The organism is Zooshikella sp. RANM57 (assembly GCF_050749885.1).
In the GTDB taxonomy this organism is placed as follows: Bacteria; Pseudomonadota; Gammaproteobacteria; order Pseudomonadales; family Zooshikellaceae; genus Zooshikella.
This window is the reverse complement of sequence record NZ_JBOIUB010000022.1, coordinates 13674-27089: the sequence shown is the minus strand read 5'-3', so window position 1 is coordinate 27089 and position 13416 is coordinate 13674. Positions and strand designations below refer to the sequence as shown.

Genomic DNA, 13416 nt, shown 5'->3' with positions numbered 1-13416 from the left:
ATATAACAATAAGTAAAGGAGATTAACATGCCAAAAGTCAGCTCAAAAAGACAGATTACCCTTCCTGTTGACCAGTGCCTTGAAGCCCACATAGAGCCTGGTGACGAGATAGAAACATTTATCTTTAATGGTCAAATCACCATAGTTAAAAAGACTGCTGGGGCTGCTAAGGGTATTCTCGGCCATCTGAAGGGTGATAAACGGATCAGCGATGAACAATCACTACAAAGCACTATCGACTCTCGACATTAAGGGCTTCTGTAGTGATTTCAATCGATACAAATGTTCTCTTGCGTTACCTACTTCAAGATGATGAAGTCCAGTCAAAAAAGGCAGCCAAACTAGTTAATGGCTCAGTTAAAGTACTAGTTACAGATATAGTCTTAACCGAGACGCTTTGGACGCTTAAAGGCAAAAAATACAAGGCAACTAAAGATGATATTTTGCTTGTATTAGATTCACTATTTAAAGAGCCAAATATAGTTTTTGAAGATGGCCATACAGTTTGGCGTGCAATGCATGAATATAGGCTATCTGAAAAGGTCAAAGTAGGTAGTAAGAAAAAGGATGCAGATTTTTCTGATGTATTAATTATTAATAAGTCTAAGCAAGTAATCAGACAAAAAAGTGAGGAGTTTGAAGGGGTCTATACCTTTGATATTGCTTCTCAACAAATTGATGGGGCAAAGGCACCTTAAAATAAGGCAGGGATTAAAATGGCATACGAAATTGCTATCAAGCTCATTATTCGGAAAGCCCAAATAGCGCCTTAATTAGCACCCAAATAACTTCTACAAGTTTTCCTCCTACTTCAGAAGCCTCAGAAAAAATGCTAATAATAAAAACAGTGAATACTATTACCAATAAGCATGCAACTCCTATGAATACTGTCAGTGGGATAATCCACCTCAAATGTTTCTTACCCATTAAGATCCACCATTACATAAGGTAATTGGATACTAGATACATTATGATGGAGTATAGCTTTATAGTTATTAATTAGAGCCGCTCAGCGGCTCTCAGGTCTCAGTAATTTATCTTGTGCAACTGCTGCTAGAAACCCTGAACGTGACTTATATTCAGGGTGTAAAGCCACAAACTCATCAATATGCTTAATAAGCAGTCCTGGCAGAGTCACGTTAATTCTCTCAGCCTTACCCAGGTAAGGAGTAATATCAACCTCTACCAAGGCCCAAATCCCACCCTCATAATCAGAGTTTGCCTGATGCTTATTGATGGCAGTAGCTACAGGCACTTGCTCGCCATCTTCGACCAAGATCTCTAGATGGCCTTCAATAGCCTCAACGGCTTCTTGAAGCGCCTCTTCTATACCCTCCCCTGCTGAAAAGCAGCCAGGTATATCTGGCACAGTCACACCATAGTTAATGCCGTCGTCGGTATGTAAAACAACTGGATATTTCATTTTGCCTCCCACTCAAGACTCACTAGCAAGGAAGGCCCAGCTTATAGCTGAGCCTGTTTCCGAATGCTTCTGATAGTTCCTACAGGTAGCTCCCTTTTCGGGTGAGGAACTGTCACAAGCCCCGGTTTTGTTGGATGCTTGAAGTGGTGATGGCTACCTCTAGTACGATGTAAATACCAACCATCAGCTTCAATCTCCTTGATTATTTCCTTGCTGGTCATTGAGTCTCCTCTGTAAATTTGATAAACATAATTATACACACTACACACACCTTTTCAATTTTTTATATGTATAGTGTGTATATAATTAGAGGAAGCAACTGAAGCTATTACATCCTGTTAAAAGAAATACGAAAAAAGCTGTATAGCTCCTATAACAAACATCAAACAACCCAGAAAAGCCCAATACTTAACTGCAGACTTGACCATGTCTGGGTTTTTTTTACGAGTATAGACTTTTACTTCATTTCTTCTGAAATGATTATGTTCATGCAGTGTTATTGAAACTTGACCAGTCAACTTTATAAAAACTGATATACCAAAGAATAACATCCCAAGTAAAAAAGCATTTCCACCATCCATCAAAACACCACTAATAAAAAACTAATAAAAAAGGAAAAGTTATCAATCCCCACACCGTTGATTTAATTTAGGAAAATACTCTTTTCCATCAACAAAAATTCGACTGTCATAGCTATATATGTCACCAGCAATACATGAAATAAAAATCTTATCTCCCTCGATTTCCACCTTCATATTCTCTATATCACTAACTTCCAAAAATGCTTGATCAGGATCTGGAGCCTTGGTTACTTCACTCGTATTAGCTAAAAAATAAAAGCGATAAACATAGTCAACGGTAGCACCATAATTGTATTCAAAGACTGCGACTTTATGAGATTCAATGGGAAACTCAGCCTTTTTTTCAACTGATGGATCACTACAACCAGATAGTAACAAACTACCTACCAGAATAATGGGGAAAGCAAAAGATGACATAATCCGTATGTAGCCCTTAACCAAATTAGGCTATTTTAGTAGGACTTGTATTAGCTATCTCAGAAATAGATCTCACAACTAGTGTTTTTATTTGTAAAACACTAAGGCTACAGACAGACAAAGCACTATTGAGAATCTTCCCCTCAATGCAAGTAAGAAGATTTCCAATCTATTGATATAGTTTGGTGTATTTTATTTACATGCAATCTACATTGACTCTACATGCACTTTATGTTGGATGTGATTTACATCTAAAGTGCATGTACTACAAATTTATTCTGCATGAAGGGTATTTTTAGAATGGCGCAGCTGTCTTTGCATGACCCGTAGATGCTTCACGACCACGGTTATATGCCACTAAGCGATACTCTCCAGCCCCACCATAATATGATTCGCTTGGAAGTCCACCTTCTACTTCAACCCACTTACCATCAATCTTTTTAAAGATGTAAGCAATCAGCCACCCTCGCCCACTCACACGATTATTGACACTAATGCTATGAGTGCCAGCAGCACAGGAAGTGCGATAAGCATTTACAATTTTAAAGTCCTCAGGGGCCAAATTGTAAATTGGAAACTCACTGTGAACAGTAATACATACTCGATTTGCTTCTGAGCTTACAGGCACATTTAGTGCCTCTTCAAGAGCATTTAGTTTGCTTGGCGTGAAATCACCCGTGTTCATTAGTTTTTCTGTTGTTTCTGAAGCAAGTGGGGCTTGTGTCGTTTCCGCTTGAGTGAATGAGGTAGCCCCCATCAAAACAACCAAAATACTCGTTGTTATACATTTAGGTAGGTATTTAAGCTTCATAAGTTGATCCTTAACTCATGTTGGAGGGTATAAAAAAACCACTTTAAGCTGCGTTAAAGTGGTTTCAGCGTATGAAAGCTACATATTGTTGTAAATACGTAGTTTTTAGCAAAAAACAAATGCAAACCAAATACATACTACATTTAATGTAAATGCATACTTTATTTACATTAAATTTGAAGTGCATGTACTATACATGCATATATCGCCCATTATCCTGTCGTATCAATAGGCCTTCACTTTCTAGACGTTCAAAATAGGCTTTTACTCTTGCAGAACCAATCTTGTGCTTCCGCATTGCTTCGCGCTGAGATGGTTTAGTAGCACCTGATGAGATGGCCTCTTTGAGCTCTTCATAAAGCTCTTCTTCTGAGTCAATACGTTCATCAGACGCATTTGGAAATGCCACTATATTGTTTGCTTTATGCTCAGTATTTTCTTGTTCCTCAACCTCAACTCTACTTTCCAGAAGCAGCGTACTATCTGGCTCAGTGGCATTTTCAGTAGCGTTTTGAGTGACACTCTCAGTAGCATTAAGTTGATTGTTATCCATGCATGAAGAAGATAACTTCAGTTGTCTTCTAAAGTCGTTTTCTTCTCTTACCAGGTTAATGCAAAAGCCTGCTACAACATCCAACAAAACACTAAGAACAATAAAGGACCAAGCCTGCACTTTTTCTACATCAACCTTAAAGGCTGTTGCTAGAGCATGGAGCATAGCCAACATTGAAGTTTCACGCTCTTCAGGAAGGGTATTTAACTCCTTTTGAAGCCCTGAAATTTCATCTCGTAGCTTTTGGTTTTCTGTTTGTAAGGGTTGAGCATAATTTTTGATCCGATTTAACTCTATATATCGCTCAATTGCCTTATTGTTTTGCTCAATTTGATTTTTCAGCGAATTAATTTGTAATTGCAGTCCAGATCGCTGTTGCTCAATCTCAGCCAGCCTCGCCTTTGCGGCTTCAGTATCACTATTTAAGCCACCAATTGAGCCCAAAATACTTGTACCTGCTAGCACTAAAAACAATAAGGTAGCAGTCAGAGAACCCAGTTTATTTTCACAGCGCCACCGATGACCTATCTCTGCCAACGCCATAAATTTGGCTAGCTCGAATGAGATTGCCAATGCAGCAAATAAACAGGAAAAATAAAAGCTTTCACTTATTGACCAGAACAGCAAAACTGACAATACGATGGAAATCGTACATGTCAGCGTTGTTCCAAGATAAGCAATAAAGTGATTTAAATTAGGTTTTGGGGTGCGCACATATTCAGAAGTATGCACTAAAACCTCCTAATATCTTACTTCTCAGATTTAGTAGCCTTATCCAAAGCAGGCTTCAGGATTTTTTCAAAAAACATAGAGCGGCCAAGTTTACGACCAGAGCGCTCATATTCATCGTTATCAACAATCCAGTTCCAAATAGCTAACTCATAGTCAGAAACGGGTATTTGAATATGCCTGTTAGCTTTCGCCTTTCTGCTTGGATCAAACTGCTCCCAAGGCTTATCTGTTGTTGGCTTTGGCGTTACAACCGGCTCTTTAACAGCTTTTACTTCATGAGTCCCATCAACAGCCTTACCAGCGAACTTTTCAATCTCAACATCATCAACTTGCTTAAGCTTCTGTTTGTTCTGCTGCTTGATCTTCAGTCCGATGTCTGTCAGTTTGGTCATGTTCTGCAATCTCTTGAATTAGTAACTGAATAGCGGCTTTAGCGTTAGTTTTCGGCAACTCAAGTACACTTCTACCTTCATTAAGTGCAGTTCGGTAATGCTTGAGTTCTTTGATAACAACATTCGATAGGAGCATGTATTCAGATAAATCACTGAGCAAAGTTTTAGCTTCTTTTAATTCATCATTACCTGGAATATTCGGAGCTCGTGAAATAATCGCTCTGCTAATAAGATCAGGATTAAAACTGTCTTTAGCATCAATGATCATTTCACACAATGCCGGTAGTGTTTCTAAATCAGCACGTGAAACCTGAAAAGGCATATAAAAGATATCAGCTGCCGTCAAAGCGGTACGAAATGCTCTACTGTCCCAACCGCCAGAGTCAACAATCACCATGTCATAACGGGATCTTCTATCTAGTAAATCTCGACGGATATTTCCTGTTTGCTGCTCACAGAAAACAGGCGGCAGTTGTTCACCATTATCAATAAGCTCGTTTCTTCTTTCTGCCCACTTCGCAGATGTTCCTTGAGGATCTGCATCAACCAGTAATACTGATAGCCCTTGTAACGCACAACCAACAGCTAGATTTTGGGCAATGGTACTTTTACCAGGACCACCTTTCAGCCCGCCAATCAGAATTATCATACATACATTCCCCCAACATTTGATGTACATAAAATATACATCAGATGTTTATTTAATGTGCAACTAAGTTAAAGTTATACCAAAACCAATGTATATTCAATGTACATAAACTTCGAATGCAATATGAATTAAATTCAAATCTATTTTACATGCACTTTACATGTATAATGAATGCAACTATCTGAATCCCTTATAAATAGTGGGCTAGTGGCGTTTTTGGTAGCATTATGGAGAGAAGGGGAGTAGCGTTTTCAGTAGCGTTTTTTTCAGTGACACTGGCTCTTAATAGCAATCAATTAGCCTGAAGGCGGACTGGCTAAGAAGGTTGCTAGAGAGGCGGGATAACCGCCTATTCAAACTCTCGCTCCTTTGGCTTCATATTTAACCAAGCCTGGTCTTCGCTAGTATTTGTAAAGTTCTCTTTGGGGCTTTTTTCGAGCAACTTCTTGAGCCTTTGCGACTTAATTATTTCATCAGCTTCTTTAACGCTAGCCAGAAGCTCATCAAAAAGCTTTTCATCCATATTCTCAACCCCTTAGAAGAACAAAACAGGGCTAATACCAAAGCGCTCGCTAAGTGCAATTATATGCTGCTTTGTAAGGTTTCGCTCACCTTTGAGGATTTTAGAAAGGAGGGTTTTGTCTCCAATTTCTGGCAAATCTGAAAGCTTTAATTGGTGCTGATCGATTAACAAACGAAGCATTGCAACGTCCGCAGGATCTTGATGCGCTTTCTTTTCAAACTTGTTTAAAGTTTCGTCTTTTTCTTCATACTCAGCAATTGATTTACTCAGTATTTCAATAAGCACATTTCGAGGATCATCATGACAGTCCTCAGCTTCTTCTAAAAGCTCTTCAATGAGGGCAAGTGCTTCTTCATAATGGGCTTGATCGACGATATGTAAATAAGGTGCTGCAACCTCAAAAAAGTGACTCCATGCCTTGTTAACGTCATCGGTACTCATAAACCTCCTTGAGTAAAACTAATCAGATGTGTATAATTTTGTCATTTCATACACATCAAGGCAAAATAGCTATGCGAACTAATATAAACATTGATGATAGCTTAATGGACGAGGCTCTTAAAATAACTGGACTCAAGACAAAGAAGGATGCTGTTGAAGCTGGCTTAAAAATGCTTATCAGGCTGAATAAGCAAGAAAAGATTAAGAATTTTCGTGGCAAGTTAGCTTGGGAAGGGGATCTAGATGATATGAGGACTAACTAGTGGTTCTTGTAGATACTAGTGTCTGGATTGATTACTTCAATGGCAAGGTTACAGTACATACAGATCGCTTGGATAGCCTCCTCTCAACTGAAATAGTGATAGTTGGAGATCTTATCCTTGCTGAGATTCTCCAAGGGTTTCGAGTCGATAAAGACTTTAAAAAAGCGAAAGAATTACTAACTGAGCTAGATGTTTACCCTTTATGTAATCAGCATCTAGCGATCAAAAGTGCTGAAAACTACCGAACATTACGAAAGAAAGGTATTACGGTTAGAAAAACCATTGACTGCATGATTGCCACGTTTTGTATTGAAAGAAAAATCCCTTTGCTATTTTCAGATAAAGACTTTGAGGGGTTTGTTACTCATTTAAAGCTCAAGTCAGCTCTGCAACAATCAAATTAACTCACATATATTTTTAGACTCGCATCAACATAATTTTGTGTATTTAATGTACAATAGGCTTGTCTGATCATGAAAAAGCAATTCTTTTTCATGTGCTTTTTTTAATACCCAGGTTGTGCTAATAGCCTGGGTTTTTCTTTAAAACAACATTTCTTGTGTTGGTGCTGTATCCTCAAGTATGTTGTGAATGCAGTATGTCACAACACCAATGGCCTCAAACTCTGACTCGTCATTAATCTCAAGTGGCCTACATCCCTTACAATCTGTTGTTAGAAATAGTTGTTGTCCTGAAGACTTAAAAATAAGCGACTAACCATGCATGAGATGGCTAAGAGCGTCGTTAAAAAGGCGGAGTAGCCCACCCTAATCAATCCCAGTTCATCTTTAACTTCTTATGGTGCTCAGCACAATCCTTTAGATAAAGATTGATAAGGTTTTGATAAGGAATACCATTTTCCTCAGACAACTCTTTGAAGTAATCAATAACATCCTCATCTAGCCGGATGGTTATTTGCTTCTTAAGCTGCTTGGCGTAAGGGTTTGGTACTGAGTTTGTAAAATCGTAATTATCACGCATAACGGAACCCATCATACTGTTTCTGCTCGTGTTTATTTGCTCTTCGCGCTGATATCAATCGTATTTCATGGTCATCAGCTCGGTAGCAGTGGCACACCACGAGAGTTTTGAAGTGATTGCTCATGCCTAGCAGAATAAAGCGCTCCTCATCTTCTGAATGGTCTGGATCGGCTATTAATCTCGCATAGTCATCAAAGAAAACTGTCTTGGCTTCATCAAAGGATACGCCATGTTTACTTTGATTGATGAGGTTTTTGCGCTCATCCCAAGTAAAGTTATATGCACTCATAATTATATTGTAGTTATAATATAATTATAGTCAAGCTTATAAATTATCTAGTAATAGATGTTCCACAATAATGTTCCACGCGGAACATAAGACAGTTACTGTACGAGATCGGCAAACAAATCCTTGATGGTTTTCATGGGAAGGAACAGAGATAACTCGTCATAGACCATAAACCCGCACTTCTCGTAAAATGACAAAAGCTCTTTAGTCTTGGCATCCACAATCACTGCAGCGCTACCCACCGATTTAGCGACCACCAGTGAGCGCATTAAAGCATCTATGATCAGCACTTTACCTAACCCCTTACCATGCTCAGAAAGATCCACGGCTAACCGATTGATACGAATACAGGGTACAGCAAGTAAGCCATTGTACTTTTTCATAAAGGCAGCTGGTAGTTTGCAGGTATCTACCTCACAAGGCCCAATACTGTAAAAGCCTCGAATGCGGTTACGTTGCTCTCGACGGGTGAGTACAAAGGTCTGCGATAAGTACTTGAGGCCATGCTGGTTTGCCGTTCGTTGCAGATAATGGTTAAGGTCTTCATTGCCGCAATCAAAAGCCTGCCGATCATGAATATGGGTGTCTAATGCAATTGTTTTGAAGGGTAAATCAGCCATTAAGCATCCGACCCCAAGTACTGCTTCAGCGCATCCTTTAAGAACTCAGAAGGTTCGGGTGGGTTTTCCAGCGCCTCAAAAAACCGCTTTGCTTGATCCTCATTGGGGTACAGTCGCTTTTCTGCTTCAATAAGCGCCCGTGCACGCTCAAGCGCGGCTTCAGCGACAAAGGAGTTGATCGAGGTAGCGCCAGATAAGGGTAGGGCAGAGTTAATCAGCTCGCGTTGGGCTTCGTCGAGTGTGGTTGTTATGCGTGACATGATCACCTCCAACAGTTAATGCGTGTCAATATAGCACGCAATAACACTACGTGTCATTTTAACACGCTATTAAGAATATACAATCTCGAATAGGTGTGTCCGCGACAAATTCAAACCTTTATTACCTGTAGCCTGTAGCTGATTGGGCGTCACTTTTCATTTTATTAGCTAAATCTAACTTAGTAATACGTATTACCATTTTTGATAATATACTACGGCTGTCGCCCAAAAATAGCCGATAACTGAAGTTATCGGAAGTTTTTTCGAGGGGGTTGAGTATTCTGGGGTGGGGTAGGAGCACTAAGGGCGCTGGCAACATTTTTCAAAATGAAAGAATAAAGGGGGATTGGTGGCTAAAATGAACTAAATGTATGGGGGATATGATCCCAGAAGAGAGAAAATAAGATGAATAATAGGGTAGAAAGTAGCCATCAAAATAATACTATAAAGTTTGTATTAATAGCAGTATTGTTTTTTTCATTAGGGGTTATGGCTAACAATTTCTACAACCAAAAAGTGGACTTAAAATCGATGTATAATGAAAAAATACAAGAAGATAAAAGGAGAATTTCTGAAACCATTATTTTGGCTAAATTGCTTCAAGATAAGAGATATGATGATGTTACTGAATCATTTGATCAAATAATGTATTTGCGATTTTCTACAGTTATTGGTTTGTCCATGCCTCTTAACAAAGCCACCCAAGAGTGCAATAGCGATAACATAAAAAAACTTCTCGATTACTATCAGAAATATAATAAAGAACTATATAAGAAATCATCGAGGGCTTGCTCAAAAGACTACACGTCAGTTAAAGAACCTAGTAGCAGCGATAACTGACAACCATTACGTTAGAATAATATTTATTAATAGTTATGTGTAAACGAAAGCTATGATCAAAAGACCAAAAATCACAACTACAATCGAAGCCAAAAGCCTAGTTAAGTTACATTGTGGTGAGTGTAATTGGGTTCAGGAAATCGTTTCACAATCAAATGAGGAAATAAAGTGTTGTCCATGGTGCGGTTGGTCCGACTTGGCAATAAGTAAAATATCGAAAGAAGGTATATTTCAAGAATATAGCTGTGAGAAACATGGTAAAATTGTTGTGGTGCTACCAAGCAAGGAGTTAGAACCCGAAGATATTTTGGACAATCTATGGTGCCCTTATTGCGAGTAACACATAACAGGGTAAGAGCCAGTATCTACTCACCACACTGGATACCACCAGCCATAGGACCTACAATGATGTTAGGCTTGTGTTAGAGTGGTGTTTATTAGTAGTTAGGCATACACATGGATATAGATCTCCATAAAAATGAAACGATGGACGAGTTCAAGGCGCGATGCCTTCAGGTGTTCATTAAATATGTAGAGTCGAAATTCCATTTGCGGCACACATTTAAGGCAGTTCATTCTGAGAAACCACTTAATGATACTCATATACCACCTAAAGGGAGCGTTTTATGTGTAACTGGTGGCAAAGTATTTTACTACTATATCCCGTATAGCCAACCCGGTTCGCCTGAATATAGTCGGTATCTCTTAAAGAGTATTTATGAATTTATTGCTGGCCCACTAAAGTCTCAAGTCGTCACTGATAGCGCACCATATGATTTGATAGAAATGGAGGGGTTGCCTGAAGAACTAAATAAGATTGTTGCACGATTGGTAGAATTAAAAAAGGAGCAGAAAAAAGCGGCAAAACAGAAGTTTGGTGAAGGTCCATGTGAATTGAATGCTTTTAATAAATTTATGAGCTTATGGGCGCGTGGAGATTTTCGTGCAATAAATGACTTATTTTCTGAAATGGAAAGGTTTTATGAATATGTGAGAGAAGTGGCTCCACAGGCAAGAGATTATTTTTCATCACTGCTGGATGAACTAGCTGAGACCGATTTATCAACGAAAATCGAAAAAATTGTATTTGGAGGTAACTCCAAAGCCTAATCAGCTAATAGCAGCTCCCTACCCACCTCCCTGGATACCCTGAGCCATAAGGCCTACAATGAGGTTGGGATTTACGTCAGGGTGACGTTCATTAGTAGTTATATTTTTTGGTGAGTCATGAAATTCATTGAAGAAGTCGAAGATGTCTTTGGTATAAGTGGTAGAGGCTGCGTTGTGGTTCCTGGCATCCCTTATGATTTCGAGCCTTCAGTACGTGTTGGTGCAAAGCTGCAGTTTAATAATCCCAACGGCAGTATTGTTACGGCTACCTTGCAAGGCTTGGAAATGATTAATCGCGGTAAGCTAATGAATCATGCACCATTCTCAGTAGATCCCTCAATTAAAAAAGGTGATATTGAAGTTGGTGCAAAAATGTACTTAGTAGAGTGCAATGAATAAAAATATAATTGTGTTCCTTCGGCAGTCTTGTGTGTAGCTATTTTTTTCTAGTTTCACATACTCACCGAGAGATCACCAATGAGTTTAGGCTTGTGTTAGAGTGGTGTTCGTTAGTAGTTAGGCATTTGTAAAAATGAGTGCGTACGCATACATTAACGGCGAGATAAGCTGCGATGAATATCTTGACAGTGATATTGAAGGCCTCTTTGATCAAGAATTTATATCAGGACTTAATCTATATGCCAAAGCTAATGAAGGATATTTATTTTCGTTTGGTGTAAAAGAATGCAGGTTAAAGTATTTGTTTGAGCTATTTGAAAAACTGGCAAAGGCTCAATCGCTTGAAAGCGAATACATCGAGGCTTACATATTAATCAGATACGAAAGCGAAAATGACAGGGTCGATTGTATTAAAATTTATAAAGGTACTATTTCACATAGAAAAACTAGTGACTAATCGGCTAATAAGCCACCTCGCTGGATACCACTAACCATAAGGCCTACAATGAGGTTAGGCTTGCGTCAGAGTGGCGTTCATTAGTAGTTATTTGTAATCCCTAGTTTGGTCTTCAGTATGTTAAATAAGCTTTTTAGAAAAGAGGAAAAAATGGTTTCCTTTCTGATCTGCGAAACCGAGAATGATTCCCCTGAGCTAGATAGAGTGATGAACTGGTTTAAAGAGAGGGGCTTTAAATCTAAAGAAAAAAGTTGGAATGTAGTGGGCTCTCAAGAGCTAACAACATATACTCTCACGAATGGTGATCAAGAAGCTGATTTACTATTTGAAACTTATGCAGGTGTAACCCTATTTACAACTAAAGCTCATGAAAGCTATTTTAGTGAGTTAAAGATAAACTCATAATCGGCTAAGACCTGCTCCCCACCCACCTCCCTGGATACCGCCAACCATAGGGCCTACAGTGACGTTAGGGTTGTGTAGGGGGAGCGCTCACTAATAGTTATGCGATAATGAGGGTCATGAAAATACTGCAATTTATGGGCTTTCTCACTGTTTTTCCCTATGCAGCACTAGTTTTAAGTGTGATATTCGGAGTTCTCTACTATTTTAGTCGTAGGAAAACGAGCTGCTGGGCGTCAATACTATGGTTGCTGTATTTTGTACATGAGCTTTTGATGTATTTTCGAGTAACCTGCACGGGTGAATGCAATATCAGAGTTGATCTGCTTGCTATTTATCCTTTGCTTCTGGTATCTACTTTAATTGCTATTTGCACTCTTTTTGTTCCAAGCAAAAAAAAAGCAAGTTTAAAAAATACAAATAACAAGTGAAAGCCTCATAATTAGCTAATAGCTGCTCCCTAGTGGGATACCCCTAACCATAAGACCTATAGTGAGGCTAGGGTTTCGTCAGGGTGACGTTAATTAGTAGTTATGCTTACTTAGGAATCAAAGAATATGACTGACTTACCTGCATTTACAAGACTCTATGGGTGGAGTCACTTTGAAGATTACTCCACTGCCACTTTATGGATTTCAGTCTTGTTTCTTCCAATAATACCTTTAAAAAAAATTAAACTTAGAGTTCGCACAAATTTTGAGGGTGAATTCATCACCAAGGAAGAAATGTTGCTAGCCGCTATAGGTAGTAGGCAAGTCGCTAAAGCAAGAGAAAACAATGCATATGAAATACTAGGACAGGAAAGCTTTGCTGGTGCAGAAGTATTGTCAACTCTACTGGCCGTTTATATTGGGTTTCCCTTACTCGTTCTTTGGCCATTTATTCTAATGGGCGGTCTGTACCTATCAGTGGTCTCGGCAGAAAATCTATCTAATGATTCTGCGGTAAAAGTCGTTGCCTTTGCTTTGTATTTCCCAACATTGCTTGCATGTATTGCTAACGTGTTTACAGTACCCATATGGGCTATACGTCGGACAAGGGGTAAAAAAGCTGTATATTGGGTTGACTGGCTTCTAAAAAAAGCGGGAGTTAAATATCAACTTTTCAAAGCATAATCAGCTAAGACCTACCACCTACCCACCTCACTGGATGCCACTAAACATAGTGGCCTACAATGAGGTAAAGCTTGCGTCAGGGTGATTTTCATACAGGGGACTTACACCCCATAAATTCAATGCCCTTGCCGGGCGTACACAAATTGCTGCACGTAGAC

At 39.1% G+C, this 13416-nt stretch carries 24 protein-coding genes; 10 read left to right on the top strand and 14 right to left on the bottom strand.

Features of this window, described 5'->3' with window-relative positions:
• Positions 1-27 precede the first annotated feature (27 nt).
• Together ACQ96U_RS25420 and ACQ96U_RS25415 are read left to right on the top strand one after the other, a co-directional pair.
• Complete coding sequence (locus ACQ96U_RS25420; protein WP_431724086.1) at positions 28-252, top strand: AbrB/MazE/SpoVT family DNA-binding domain-containing protein; 225 nt, start codon at positions 28-30, stop codon at positions 250-252.
• Positions 253-263: 11 nt separating this feature from the next.
• A complete protein-coding gene (locus ACQ96U_RS25415; RefSeq protein WP_431724085.1) occupies positions 264-698 on the top strand; it encodes a PIN domain-containing protein in 435 nt (144 codons plus the stop codon).
• 311 nt (positions 699-1009) lie between these two features.
• On the opposite strand, the gene ACQ96U_RS25410 is transcribed toward ACQ96U_RS25415, so the two are convergent.
• The 10 genes from ACQ96U_RS25410 to ACQ96U_RS25365 all read right to left on the bottom strand — a co-directional run bounded on the left by ACQ96U_RS25410 (position 1010) and on the right by ACQ96U_RS25365 (position 6522).
• A complete protein-coding gene (locus ACQ96U_RS25410) occupies positions 1010-1423 on the bottom strand; it encodes a type II toxin-antitoxin system HicB family antitoxin (protein WP_431724084.1) in 414 nt (137 codons plus the stop codon).
• Between the two features lie 41 nt (positions 1424-1464).
• The gene (locus ACQ96U_RS25405; protein WP_431724083.1) at positions 1465-1644 is read right to left on the bottom strand and encodes a type II toxin-antitoxin system HicA family toxin; all 180 of its coding nucleotides are present in this window, start codon (positions 1642-1644) and stop codon (positions 1465-1467) included.
• A gap of 117 nt (positions 1645-1761) precedes the next feature.
• On the bottom strand, positions 1762-2004 hold the full coding sequence (locus ACQ96U_RS25400) for a hypothetical protein (RefSeq protein WP_431724082.1): 243 nt from the start codon (positions 2002-2004) through the stop codon (positions 1762-1764).
• A 42-nt stretch (positions 2005-2046) separates the two neighbouring features.
• Entirely contained in the window at positions 2047-2421 is a 375-nt protein-coding gene (locus ACQ96U_RS25395; RefSeq protein WP_431724081.1) for a hypothetical protein, read from the bottom strand.
• A 295-nt stretch (positions 2422-2716) separates the two neighbouring features.
• Positions 2717-3232 carry a hypothetical protein gene (locus ACQ96U_RS25390; protein WP_431724080.1) on the bottom strand — a complete coding sequence of 172 codons (516 nt, stop codon included), beginning with the start codon at positions 3230-3232 and terminating at the stop codon, positions 2717-2719.
• Positions 3233-3422: 190 nt separating this feature from the next.
• Positions 3423-4517 (bottom strand): hypothetical protein, encoded by a 1095-nt coding sequence (locus tag ACQ96U_RS25385; RefSeq protein WP_431724079.1) that lies wholly within the window; start codon positions 4515-4517, stop codon positions 3423-3425.
• 17 nt (positions 4518-4534) lie between these two features.
• Positions 4535-4909 (bottom strand): hypothetical protein, encoded by a 375-nt coding sequence (locus tag ACQ96U_RS25380; RefSeq protein WP_431724078.1) that lies wholly within the window; start codon positions 4907-4909, stop codon positions 4535-4537.
• Positions 4851-5558, bottom strand: a complete 708-nt coding sequence (locus ACQ96U_RS25375; protein ID WP_431724077.1) for an AAA family ATPase — start codon at positions 5556-5558, stop codon at positions 4851-4853. The genes ACQ96U_RS25380 and ACQ96U_RS25375 overlap by 59 nt, the downstream gene beginning before the upstream one ends.
• Before the next feature lie 349 nt (positions 5559-5907).
• Positions 5908-6081 (bottom strand): hypothetical protein, encoded by a 174-nt coding sequence (locus tag ACQ96U_RS25370; protein WP_431724076.1) that lies wholly within the window; start codon positions 6079-6081, stop codon positions 5908-5910.
• 12 nt (positions 6082-6093) lie between these two features.
• A complete protein-coding gene (locus ACQ96U_RS25365) occupies positions 6094-6522 on the bottom strand; it encodes a helix-turn-helix domain-containing protein (RefSeq protein ID WP_431724075.1) in 429 nt (142 codons plus the stop codon).
• A 71-nt stretch (positions 6523-6593) separates the two neighbouring features.
• Here ACQ96U_RS25365 and ACQ96U_RS25360 point away from each other — a divergent pair, with 71 nt between their 5' ends.
• Entirely contained in the window at positions 6594-6785 is a 192-nt protein-coding gene (locus ACQ96U_RS25360) for a type II toxin-antitoxin system VapB family antitoxin (protein WP_215822671.1), read from the top strand.
• Positions 6785-7189, top strand: coding sequence for a type II toxin-antitoxin system VapC family toxin (vapC, locus tag ACQ96U_RS25355; RefSeq protein WP_431724074.1), 405 nt, complete (start codon positions 6785-6787; stop codon positions 7187-7189). Before ACQ96U_RS25360 ends, vapC begins: the two co-directional genes overlap by 1 nt.
• A gap of 367 nt (positions 7190-7556) precedes the next feature.
• On the opposite strand, the gene ACQ96U_RS25350 is transcribed toward vapC, so the two are convergent.
• The 4 genes from ACQ96U_RS25350 to ACQ96U_RS25335 form a co-directional block, all read right to left on the bottom strand.
• On the bottom strand, positions 7557-7766 hold the full coding sequence (locus ACQ96U_RS25350) for a BrnA antitoxin family protein (RefSeq protein WP_431724073.1): 210 nt from the start codon (positions 7764-7766) through the stop codon (positions 7557-7559).
• The gene (locus ACQ96U_RS25345) at positions 7759-8055 is read right to left on the bottom strand and encodes a BrnT family toxin (RefSeq protein WP_431724072.1); all 297 of its coding nucleotides are present in this window, start codon (positions 8053-8055) and stop codon (positions 7759-7761) included. Before ACQ96U_RS25345 ends, ACQ96U_RS25350 begins: the two co-directional genes overlap by 8 nt.
• A 95-nt stretch (positions 8056-8150) precedes the next feature.
• Positions 8151-8675 (bottom strand): GNAT family N-acetyltransferase, encoded by a 525-nt coding sequence (locus ACQ96U_RS25340; RefSeq protein WP_431724071.1) that lies wholly within the window; start codon positions 8673-8675, stop codon positions 8151-8153.
• The gene (locus ACQ96U_RS25335; protein ID WP_431724070.1) at positions 8675-8935 is read right to left on the bottom strand and encodes a DUF1778 domain-containing protein; all 261 of its coding nucleotides are present in this window, start codon (positions 8933-8935) and stop codon (positions 8675-8677) included. Before ACQ96U_RS25335 ends, ACQ96U_RS25340 begins: the two co-directional genes overlap by 1 nt.
• A 405-nt stretch (positions 8936-9340) precedes the next feature.
• Between ACQ96U_RS25335 and ACQ96U_RS25330 the strand changes: the two genes are divergently transcribed.
• From ACQ96U_RS25330 to ACQ96U_RS25305, 6 genes are all read left to right on the top strand, one after another.
• The gene (locus ACQ96U_RS25330; RefSeq protein WP_431724069.1) at positions 9341-9775 is read left to right on the top strand and encodes a hypothetical protein; all 435 of its coding nucleotides are present in this window, start codon (positions 9341-9343) and stop codon (positions 9773-9775) included.
• Positions 9776-10231: 456 nt separating this feature from the next.
• The gene (locus tag ACQ96U_RS25325) at positions 10232-10885 is read left to right on the top strand and encodes a hypothetical protein (RefSeq protein ID WP_431724068.1); all 654 of its coding nucleotides are present in this window, start codon (positions 10232-10234) and stop codon (positions 10883-10885) included.
• 117 nt (positions 10886-11002) lie between these two features.
• Positions 11003-11284: a hypothetical protein gene (locus ACQ96U_RS25320; RefSeq protein ID WP_431724067.1), complete on the top strand. Its 282-nt coding sequence runs from the start codon at positions 11003-11005 to the stop codon at positions 11282-11284.
• A 133-nt stretch (positions 11285-11417) separates the two neighbouring features.
• Entirely contained in the window at positions 11418-11741 is a 324-nt protein-coding gene (locus ACQ96U_RS25315; RefSeq protein ID WP_431724066.1) for a hypothetical protein, read from the top strand.
• A 117-nt stretch (positions 11742-11858) separates the two neighbouring features.
• Complete coding sequence (locus ACQ96U_RS25310; RefSeq protein WP_431724065.1) at positions 11859-12146, top strand: hypothetical protein; 288 nt, start codon at positions 11859-11861, stop codon at positions 12144-12146.
• A 554-nt stretch (positions 12147-12700) separates the two neighbouring features.
• A complete protein-coding gene (locus ACQ96U_RS25305) occupies positions 12701-13258 on the top strand; it encodes a hypothetical protein (RefSeq protein WP_431724064.1) in 558 nt (185 codons plus the stop codon).
• Positions 13259-13416 lie beyond the last annotated feature (158 nt).

What these genes read in the sequence shown, in the direction of transcription:
- ACQ96U_RS25325 (WP_431724068.1), top strand. Translation starts at nt 10,232, where the DNA reads ATGGATATAGATCTCCATAAAAATGAAACGATGGACGAGTTCAAGGCG.
- ACQ96U_RS25315 (WP_431724066.1), top strand. Translation starts at nt 11,418, where the DNA reads ATGAGTGCGTACGCATACATTAACGGCGAGATAAGCTGCGATGAATAT.
- ACQ96U_RS25310 (WP_431724065.1), top strand. Translation starts at nt 11,859, where the DNA reads ATGTTAAATAAGCTTTTTAGAAAAGAGGAAAAAATGGTTTCCTTTCTG.
- ACQ96U_RS25375 (WP_431724077.1), bottom strand. Translation starts at nt 5,558, where the DNA reads ATGATAATTCTGATTGGCGGGCTGAAAGGTGGTCCTGGTAAAAGTACC.
- ACQ96U_RS25370 (WP_431724076.1), bottom strand. Translation starts at nt 6,081, where the DNA reads ATGGATGAAAAGCTTTTTGATGAGCTTCTGGCTAGCGTTAAAGAAGCT.
- ACQ96U_RS25420 (WP_431724086.1), top strand. Translation starts at nt 28, where the DNA reads ATGCCAAAAGTCAGCTCAAAAAGACAGATTACCCTTCCTGTTGACCAG.
- ACQ96U_RS25390 (WP_431724080.1), bottom strand. Translation starts at nt 3,232, where the DNA reads ATGAAGCTTAAATACCTACCTAAATGTATAACAACGAGTATTTTGGTT.
- ACQ96U_RS25395 (WP_431724081.1), bottom strand. Translation starts at nt 2,421, where the DNA reads ATGTCATCTTTTGCTTTCCCCATTATTCTGGTAGGTAGTTTGTTACTA.
- ACQ96U_RS25365 (WP_431724075.1), bottom strand. Translation starts at nt 6,522, where the DNA reads ATGAGTACCGATGACGTTAACAAGGCATGGAGTCACTTTTTTGAGGTT.
- ACQ96U_RS25305 (WP_431724064.1), top strand. Translation starts at nt 12,701, where the DNA reads ATGACTGACTTACCTGCATTTACAAGACTCTATGGGTGGAGTCACTTT.
- ACQ96U_RS25335 (WP_431724070.1), bottom strand. Translation starts at nt 8,935, where the DNA reads ATGTCACGCATAACAACCACACTCGACGAAGCCCAACGCGAGCTGATT.
- ACQ96U_RS25405 (WP_431724083.1), bottom strand. Translation starts at nt 1,644, where the DNA reads ATGACCAGCAAGGAAATAATCAAGGAGATTGAAGCTGATGGTTGGTAT.
- ACQ96U_RS25345 (WP_431724072.1), bottom strand. Translation starts at nt 8,055, where the DNA reads ATGAGTGCATATAACTTTACTTGGGATGAGCGCAAAAACCTCATCAAT.
- ACQ96U_RS25400 (WP_431724082.1), bottom strand. Translation starts at nt 2,004, where the DNA reads ATGGATGGTGGAAATGCTTTTTTACTTGGGATGTTATTCTTTGGTATA.
- ACQ96U_RS25330 (WP_431724069.1), top strand. Translation starts at nt 9,341, where the DNA reads ATGAATAATAGGGTAGAAAGTAGCCATCAAAATAATACTATAAAGTTT.
- ACQ96U_RS25380 (WP_431724078.1), bottom strand. Translation starts at nt 4,909, where the DNA reads ATGACCAAACTGACAGACATCGGACTGAAGATCAAGCAGCAGAACAAA.
- ACQ96U_RS25340 (WP_431724071.1), bottom strand. Translation starts at nt 8,675, where the DNA reads ATGGCTGATTTACCCTTCAAAACAATTGCATTAGACACCCATATTCAT.
- ACQ96U_RS25350 (WP_431724073.1), bottom strand. Translation starts at nt 7,766, where the DNA reads ATGCGTGATAATTACGATTTTACAAACTCAGTACCAAACCCTTACGCC.
- ACQ96U_RS25410 (WP_431724084.1), bottom strand. Translation starts at nt 1,423, where the DNA reads ATGAAATATCCAGTTGTTTTACATACCGACGACGGCATTAACTATGGT.
- ACQ96U_RS25320 (WP_431724067.1), top strand. Translation starts at nt 11,003, where the DNA reads ATGAAATTCATTGAAGAAGTCGAAGATGTCTTTGGTATAAGTGGTAGA.
- ACQ96U_RS25360 (WP_215822671.1), top strand. Translation starts at nt 6,594, where the DNA reads ATGCGAACTAATATAAACATTGATGATAGCTTAATGGACGAGGCTCTT.